Origin of the sequence: uncultured Veillonella sp. (assembly GCF_938010505.1) — a bacterium.
Lineage (GTDB): Bacteria > Bacillota > Negativicutes > Veillonellales > Veillonellaceae > Veillonella.
Genome location: NZ_CALLVP010000069.1, coordinates 1 through 7,343, shown reverse-complemented (window position 1 = coordinate 7,343; position 7,343 = coordinate 1). Strand labels below are relative to the sequence as shown.

At 38.1% G+C, this 7,343-nt stretch carries 7 protein-coding genes; all 7 read right to left on the bottom strand.

Features of this window, described 5'->3' with window-relative positions:
* A partial coding sequence (locus Q0507_RS03985; RefSeq protein WP_298712751.1) for an MFS transporter occupies positions 1–1,186 on the bottom strand: 1,186 nt, incomplete at its 3' end.
* A 342-nt stretch (positions 1,187–1,528) separates the two neighbouring features.
* Positions 1,529–2,134 (bottom strand): hypothetical protein, encoded by a 606-nt coding sequence (locus Q0507_RS03980; RefSeq protein ID WP_298712748.1) that lies wholly within the window; start codon positions 2,132–2,134, stop codon positions 1,529–1,531.
* A gap of 143 nt (positions 2,135–2,277) precedes the next feature.
* Positions 2,278–3,549, bottom strand: a complete 1,272-nt coding sequence (locus Q0507_RS03975; RefSeq protein ID WP_298712745.1) for a putative porin — start codon at positions 3,547–3,549, stop codon at positions 2,278–2,280.
* Positions 3,550–3,855: 306 nt separating this feature from the next.
* Positions 3,856–4,458: a hypothetical protein gene (locus Q0507_RS03970; protein WP_298712742.1), complete on the bottom strand. Its 603-nt coding sequence runs from the start codon at positions 4,456–4,458 to the stop codon at positions 3,856–3,858.
* 347 nt (positions 4,459–4,805) lie between these two features.
* On the bottom strand, positions 4,806–5,477 hold the full coding sequence (gene narI, locus Q0507_RS03965) for a respiratory nitrate reductase subunit gamma (protein ID WP_298712739.1): 672 nt from the start codon (positions 5,475–5,477) through the stop codon (positions 4,806–4,808).
* The gene (gene narJ / locus Q0507_RS03960) at positions 5,474–5,998 is read right to left on the bottom strand and encodes a nitrate reductase molybdenum cofactor assembly chaperone (protein ID WP_298712735.1); all 525 of its coding nucleotides are present in this window, start codon (positions 5,996–5,998) and stop codon (positions 5,474–5,476) included. The genes narI and narJ overlap by 4 nt, the downstream gene beginning before the upstream one ends.
* Positions 5,998–7,343, bottom strand: a 1,346-nt coding sequence (gene narH, locus Q0507_RS03955) for a nitrate reductase subunit beta (protein ID WP_298712732.1), incomplete at its 5' end; no start/stop codon positions are given. The genes narJ and narH, both read right to left, overlap by 1 nt.

Genomic DNA, 7,343 nt, shown 5'->3' with positions numbered 1-7,343 from the left:
TAGGAATAATTAAACTGCGATAAATAAATAGCGCCGCTACAAAGAATATAGCTGCCGTAGACCAAAATACAGCACCATACCCACAGGTACGAGCAATCATGCCACTAATAACAGGGCCCAATACATTTCCCATCATAGCCACACTAGATACAGCACCAAATACAATGCCGCGCCGCTCAATAGAAACAGCCTTAGATATGAGCGTATTCGCAATCGGGGTAACAAAACCCATGAAGAAACCTGCAATGGCACGGAATATACCAAGGCCCCATATGCTAGGCATTGCATATTGAAGTATAAACAGAGTCCCTACAGCCCACGTAGCCGTAAAAACAATACGAGGCATGGTAAAACGTTCTGTTACCTTACTAATGGAGATTGATGCTAAAGCACTAAACAAACCAGCACCAAAGATGATTATGCCAACGATAGTAGCTACAAACTCATCATTCATGTGCATATAGTGCTTAATATATAGTGGTAAAATCGGGCCAATGCCAGTAATACCGAAATTACATAAAAACAGTAGTCCTACCAAGAGACGAACTCGAGGTATGACTAAAAAGGATTTAATCAGAGAAATCTGCGACTCGCTGGCATCTACCTTATGCTTAAACTGTAGATTAGGCATTAGCAGATAGATTCCCAACATACAAAGCCCCGTTAAGGCAGAAAATACAAAGAACGGTGCACGATAACCTAACAAGTCAGCCGCCAAACCACCCATGAGGGGCCCAAAGACGAGGCCCATAACCATTGATGCTTGGTATAGGCCCATCGCCCAAGGCACCTTATCCTCAGGAGTTACAAGGATGATAATAGCCAAACCAATCGGTACATAACCGCCTACTACGCCCTGTAAAACTCGCAAGATTAATAACTGTAATGGAGTTTGTGTAAAGGCACAAGCTCCAACTGTAACCATTAGGGTAAACAAGATGAACATCATTACCTTACGCGGCCCTAGTTGATTCGCCTTGCGCGACCAATAAGGTGCGCTAAGTGCCACCATACAAGGGGTCACACCAGACACAAGTCCTGCCCACATGGCGGCTTCCCCTGGATCATGAAGCCCTAGTTCGGCTAAAAACAACGGAAGGAACGACAATACACCGATAATTGTTATACCCCCACCAACCTGTATGGTACAGATTAGATATATAATTCGTTTCCAAGAAGAATCCATAATGACCTTCTTTCCTATCTTTAACATAGCCTATGACAATAATTCAGATATTAACATAACACTATATAGGCTTATTAAATTCAAAGAGATTCTATATGACAACGATATATATCCATAGACAAATCATGTAAAAATATATACTAGGTTCATACTTGATATCTACCGGAATCATACATTGAAATCTACTTGATACTTACACAATTTATAGCATATATACTCATAATATTATTGTATCCTAAACGCAAAGAAAAGACCATCTCTTCCCCCTATAAAGGATAGAGATGGTCTTTTTATGATATGATTATCCAGCTTTTACAAAAAAAAAATAATGTCTAATACATACTACTTTTGTTTGAACATCCAATAGATGTAATAAATAACTATCACATAAGTAAATACATCGATAGCAGGCATAAATGGAACCATTTTAGAGATTCGACCAAAGCTATGTATATGAAGATTTGCTGCAATGATAGCTACTAAATTTAAACGATGAATCCAGATTGCAGTTTTGCGAGAAACGGATTTGGACATATTCCCAATCCAAGACGTCAAATATAAGATACCAAATATTAATGCAATGAGCATCGCTGCAGTTGATACATAACCAGTCCAAAAAGCATATGGATTCTTTAACGCTTTAAGAAAGTACACATACCAGTGAATACAAACCATCACAACACTAACAATGCCCACAATGCGATGCACTTGATACATCTCTGCAGGATTATAGCGTGCCACAAACCATTTTGGTCTTGTCGCAATATAGGTCAACACTAGCCAGGCTACATAAGGTACTAGACCAAGATGAAGTTTCCAGAACCAATGACCTTTACCTGTGCCTAAATAACCATATTCAAGCATACCCATGAAAGCTAAGGATAATACTGCAATCCAAATTAAAATATGGTATTTACTCTTGTACTGTTTTTTTACTACTTCTGCCATAATAAACCTCTCTATTTCTTATACGAACTACAAGTATACATCTAGTTTGGTCTAATGTAGCATGCTAATAAAACTCTCACAATATAGCATTCTACTTAGAGCTACTTATTAATTAACTCTCGTATTGACTCTTTAAATTAAATCTAGAACTTAAAGTTAAGATCAGCACGGTAGTAATCATTTACTCGGTTGCCTTCTTGTGTTTTAGCATTGAAGCCATAGTATGCATTAATGCCAACATTTTTCTCTGGCGCATAGGATGCACCTAACTCCCAAGCTTTATACCCTTCAAAACGTGTTGTTTTTTGTAAATCATTAGATTCATATTTTTGTGTTTTGAAGATCGGTGCATTTTTAGCTTGATCGTAGTAATCTAAGCTTACTACCCAAGAGTTCTTTTTATCAATTTTGTAGTTGCCCCATTTAGCACCTACATTCCAAATATCAGAATCACTCAAGCCAGATGCTTTTACCCATTCACCATGAACATCCAGTTTACCTACATTGTATTTTGCATTAAAACCATATACATTATCGAAATCATTATTTCTCTTGCCATTGCCCATACGCACATTAGCAGTACCAACATGAGCGAGCATACCACCAAAACTAAAGTGTTCATTTACAGCGACATTAGCATTCACGATACCCACATCGCCATTATTTTCTCTGCTAGTCTTAGCAAAACGACCTGCTGTCATATAGCCATAAGCACCATTTAAGGTAACCTTTTTACCAAGCTTAGCTGTAGCACCAACGCCATCAAAATTGGAGTTATAAATGAGACCGCCACCAAATTTTTGAGTGTAACGACCTGCATCCACTACAACATTTTTGCCAAACTTGTGCTCTACATAGGCTAAATCCCAATTAGCTTGCGCTGTTTTAGCGCTATCACCTAATTCAATAGAGCCTGTAGTAATACGAGCTTTAACGGAAGTGTTTTTGTTAACCTTTGCATCAAGACCTAACCGTACACGAGTAGTAATTTTATCTTCGTAATCATACCCATCAATGCCCTCTTTACCGATGTAATTGATACGAGCATCACCAGTAACTTTTACATTACCTACGCGATCTTCTAATTTTGCTACACGTACACCAAGTGTATTTAACTCATTAGAGAACTCTTCGGCTAAACGGTTTAATAATGCTTGTTGTTCTGCATTAGCACGATCTTGGTTAGCCATACCTTTTGCAATCATTTGAGCCATTTCATAACGAGTAATGTTATTTTGTCCTTTGAAAGTGCCATCAGGATAGCCATTAATAATACCAGCTGTAGCCAGTTGATCTACCGCTTGATATGCCCAGCTATCGGACGGAACATCGGAGAATGGATTAACAGCAAAGGCTGTAGCCACACCCATCATGGCTGCTACTGCAAAAGCACTAATCATTTTACGTTTAATCATGATAAACCTCACACAATAAATAGAATAATAAAAAATAAATAATGAAATAATAATGAACGAATGACTGTAATTATCATTATCATACTCAACATAGAAATAATAACAATTTTCACTATATCAGTAAAGAGAAAATGTATATCAATCTCATAATCATACATACATTAATTTGATATTTTTATATTTGATTCCGTCTCTTTCAAAAATATTTCAACCTATATACTATTTACTATTTACTGCTCCTTATTTACATTTGTTCATATAAAAACCCCCTCCGCAACTCAATATGCAGAGGGGGTTAACGCTTTATTATTTCTTTTTAAACATCAAATAGATGCAATAAATAACCAAACCATAGGTAATAATATCAAACACTGGAAGGAATGGTACCATTTTAGAGATACGTTTAAAACCATGAATATGAATGGATGCTGCTACTAATGCAACGAGGTTTAAACGATGAAGCCAGATACCTATGTTACGGCTAGATGGAGTTACTGTTCTCAATTTTGGTGTTAAGAAAGCAAGGCCAGAAATTGTGCCAATACCAAAGGAAGTAAGTGCCACATAGCCACCCCACCAACCGAGGATGGATTTAGCTGCTTTACCAAAATAGAGGTATAAATGAAACCCAATAACAGCTACAGATGCAATACCTAGCGCACGGTGAATCTTGAACATTTCACCCAAATTATAACGGCTTGTAAACCATTTAGGTCGAGTTGCCAAATAAGTCATCACAATCCAAGCACACCAAGGTACAAGACCTGTATAGACTTTATAGTTACCAAAAGCACGTCCGCTTTCAATGTAGCCCCATTCCAATAAACCGATCATAATTAATGCAAAGATCGCAATCCATATAAAGATATGGTAAATACTCTTATACTGTTTTGTTTCCACTTGATTCATTGTAAACCTCTCTAAAATAATACCTTTAATATCTAATTTACTTAATATATTTTATCATTTAAATCGAAATTTGTAGATTACTTATATTAGATAGGTAGCATTCATTATAAGAATAATTCTAAATTAGAATGCTATTCAACTTTAATTGTAATACTATATATAGCAACCTTATATATTATCATTAGTATTTTGATTATCATTAGTATTTTGATTCAGCTTAAAACAAAAAATAACATTTTCAAACAAAAAGCCCCTTGTACTAGTCAGCATAAGCTTTCACCAATACAAGGAGCTAAGGATTAATTTGTCCTATTATAGAAGGGCATGCAAATCAATCATCATCCTAATTATTTTTCGTCTCGTTTACGATATACGATGAACGGACGTGTTAAGTAGTTGAGTGGAGCACTCAAGCAATGTACCAAACGGCTGAATGGGAAGATGATTGCCACCGCCATCCACGCAAACATGTGGAATTTAAACATAAATGGTACCCCTTCCATCAAGGATGGTTCCGGCATAAATGCTAATAAGCTACGGAACCAAGGACCGATGGATACGCGGTAATCAAAGAATCCTGATGCGTTTAGTAACGTACCGGCCATACCGCTAAAAATAGCTAATGTTAAGAATAAGTATAACCATTTATCTAGGCGAGATGTGTTAGCTTTCAACTCAGCTACTGTAAAGCGGCGTTTCATCAAGAGCAAGAAGCCAATGATAAAGATAAGACCCGCTACAGCACCCATATATAACGCACCTTGATGATACATATGGTCATTAATACCGATAGCAGCAGTCCAAGTTTTAGGGATTAATACACCTACTACATGACCACCGATAACGCATAGTAAGCCAAAGTGGAACAATGGATTAGCGATGCGCAATTGTTTTTTCTCTAAAAATTGACTCGATTTTGTAGTCCAGTTTCTTTCAAAATAGAAGAAACGAACCAAGGTACCTACGATTAAGAAGGTGAATGCGATGTAAGGCAATGCGCCCCAAAGAAATAGATTCATCGTGCACCGTCCTCCAATCCATTTGCAACAGACAAGATAATATCAAACAAGAATGCATAAGGCAGTTTAGCCTCGATCAAGCGTTCTCTAATGTATTCCAATTTTGGCTTACAATAATCGTAAATTTCTTTTGCTTTATCTTCATCGATAACGGCACAGAGTTCGAGAAGTGCTGGAATATAGTCCGGCATTTCTTTTGGCAAATCATAGTCATTTTCAAAGAAGAAAGCTTTAAATTTAACGAGTTCTTCTGCTTGTTCCCCTGTACCTTGTAACTCATAGGTCGACAAATACATAGTTGTATTTTGACTAAAATCAAAGGTACGAACATATTGATCTTCGAATTCTTTTTTATTAGTTTCCTCTACATAGTCAAAGAACTCCAATAAACCTTGGCGAAGTTGAGGATGCCCAACGGATTGCGCGTCCTCTCTCCATTCAGGTAATTCGTTATACCATTGTTCATCGGGGTAGCGTAGAAGAAATGACGCAATAAGAGCGATTTTTTGAGCATCCTTCATTATTGACATCCCCCTGTCGGGCAAGCAAAGCCGCGATTTTGTTGCATTTCTAGACGACCTTCGCGAGATACTTTAACATCAGTTGGAATCACAAAGCGATCATTGTATTTGGACAAGGCCAACAATTTGTACATAGCATACATTTGGTCTTCTGTTAAATCTACGTTGTGATCGATAGGTTCTCCACCTATTTCACGACGACGCATGTATTCGCGCATATCCAAGACGCGTTGCAATGTGCGAGCTAAGATGTCTGTATTACCTGCTGTAAACAGATTAGCTAAATATTGTACAGGCACGCGCATTTCATGTGCATCTGGCAAATATACATCAGATGTTACACGTTGCAAGATTGGGCTAAGTGGTGGCACATACCAAACCATTGGCAATGTACGATACTCAGGATGCAATGGCAAAGCCACGCCCCATTCTTTAACAAGTTTGTATACAGGAGATTTTTGAGCTGCTTTAATCCATGCTTCGGAGATACCTTCCTCACGAGCCGCTTTAATAACCTCAGGATCATGAGGGTCTAAGATTAACTCAACTGTATTTTCGTAAATGTCTTGTTCATTTTTCGTAGCTGCCATTTCTTCCACTTTGTCCATGTCGTAGAATACGACACCAACATAGCGCATACGACCTACGCATGTTTCAGCGCAGATTTGAGGCAAACCATTTTCCAAACGTGGGTAACAGAATACGCATTTTTCAGCTTTATTAGTTTCCCAGTTATAGAAGATTTTTTTGTATGGGCAAGATGGAACACAATGTCTCCAACCGCGGCATACATCTTGAGATACAAGAACTACACCATCTTCATCGCGTTTATAAATCGCGCCAGATGGACATGCAGCTACGCATGCAGGGTTCAAACAGTGGTTACAAAGACGTGGCAAGTAGCGCATGAATACTTCTTCATAATCAAATACGATATCTTGACCCATCTTAGTTAAGTTCACATCAGAGCGAGCATGTTGACCACCAGCCAAATCGTCATCCCAGTTAGGGCCCCAAGTAACTTCCATTTTTTGTTTCGTTACAAGAGAACGAGGACGAGCAACTGGTTGGTTATTTTTACGACCGCCATGAATCAATGTTTCATAGTCGTAAGTCCAAGGTTCGAAGTAATCCTTCAATTCTGGTTGTTCAGGATGGAAGAATAATTTCATCAAACGATTTGTTTTAGAACCTGTAGAAAGAGCTAATTTACCGGAGTTATCTAGCGTCCAGCCACCCTTCCATTTTTCTTGGTCTTCCCAATTACGTGGATAGCCTACACCTGGGCGAGTTTCCACGTTATTAAAGTACATATATTCCGCGCCTTCGCGGTTCGTCCATGTAT